Below are 1,205 nucleotides of genomic sequence, written 5' to 3' on the forward strand. Positions count from 1 at the left end.
GTGATGAGTGATTAGAATGCGGGGTTTATGACGCGCTTACTATCAACGAATATGGGCACGTAAGGTGTAACCCATACTGCTTTTATGTTTAGCGACTTCAAAGTTTCTAATGCGGAGTTTTCTGAATGTTGGGATGGTTAATTTGTCGAAAATACTTCTGCGAAAATTCGTAAAACCAGTGGCTATAGGGGAATATTTCATGAAATGGTTGAACTTCCATATTTTGGATAGATCTTCCCTATGCGACGGCCTCACCACGGCAAGAACATTATAAATGGGAACTTTTAAGCAAGCTAGCGATCAGATCAGCTACTAATTCTCTATTGTAACGTTTTAAGCATGACCGATTCTTTTCTCCAGGATTTTCAAGCCATTGAAGATCCACGTATTGACCGATGCAAGCGACATGAGCTTCTCGATATTATCCTTTTAGCCGTCAGTGCTGTCCTATCAGGAGCCGAAGGCTGGGAGCAGGTTGAAGATTTTGGCACTCATCGCCTGGATTGGCTCCGACGTTATCGTCCTTTCGAATATGGTATTCCACGTCACGATACCATCGCTCGCGTTATATGCCGTCTTAAGCCAGAAGAAATTGAGACAGCGTTTCAAAGTTGGATGGATTGTATTTTTGAGCCAATTCAGCGACCGTTTTGTCACCTTTAGCAACCGCTAATTCTACCTTAACTTAAAATTCAGGAGAGTGGTTTCTACGTTTTCTAGTCATAATCTGTTCCAATGTTTCTGGGTACTATCAAAACAGATCAATCACTTAAAGTCATGTCCGAAAATTGGGGGCCACTTCTCCTGAAGATTCAGTTATTTGACTTGGATAAGTCCTGTAGGATATTAATCATGCAACTTCCGAGTACGGTTTGTTTAACTGAAGTGTTTTTTTGATGTGTTACTACATTATTGATCTTCGATGAATAGCAACGACCTAAGCTCAAACTAGTACGACTATCTAAAGTTAATGGTGATTTTTTATGCATATCCACAAAGTAGGACAACATCAAACCTAAAGAAAACGCAATTAATAATATAAATTTCAAAACTTTCCCTCTTCAAAAAAACGACTTTACGATAGAAATCGAAAGAGGCAATAGGCTTTTAAAAAATAGCTTGCTGAACATGCTAAAAACATTCCTCGGCTTTGTTGCGTAATTCACTAAGCGCGCCATAAACCCCGCATTCTAATCACTCATCAC

Annotated in this window: 1 pseudogene; it reads left to right on the top strand. The window is 39.6% G+C overall.

The window, feature by feature from the left end:
- Window positions 1–339 precede the first annotated feature (339 nt).
- Window positions 340–633 (top strand): annotated as a pseudogene (locus A142_RS13165) (ISAs1 family transposase); the annotation flags it as partial.
- Window positions 634–1,205 lie beyond the last annotated feature (572 nt).

The organism is Vibrio splendidus 12E03, from assembly GCF_000272105.2.
GTDB classification, from domain to species: domain Bacteria; phylum Pseudomonadota; class Gammaproteobacteria; order Enterobacterales; family Vibrionaceae; genus Vibrio; species Vibrio splendidus_I.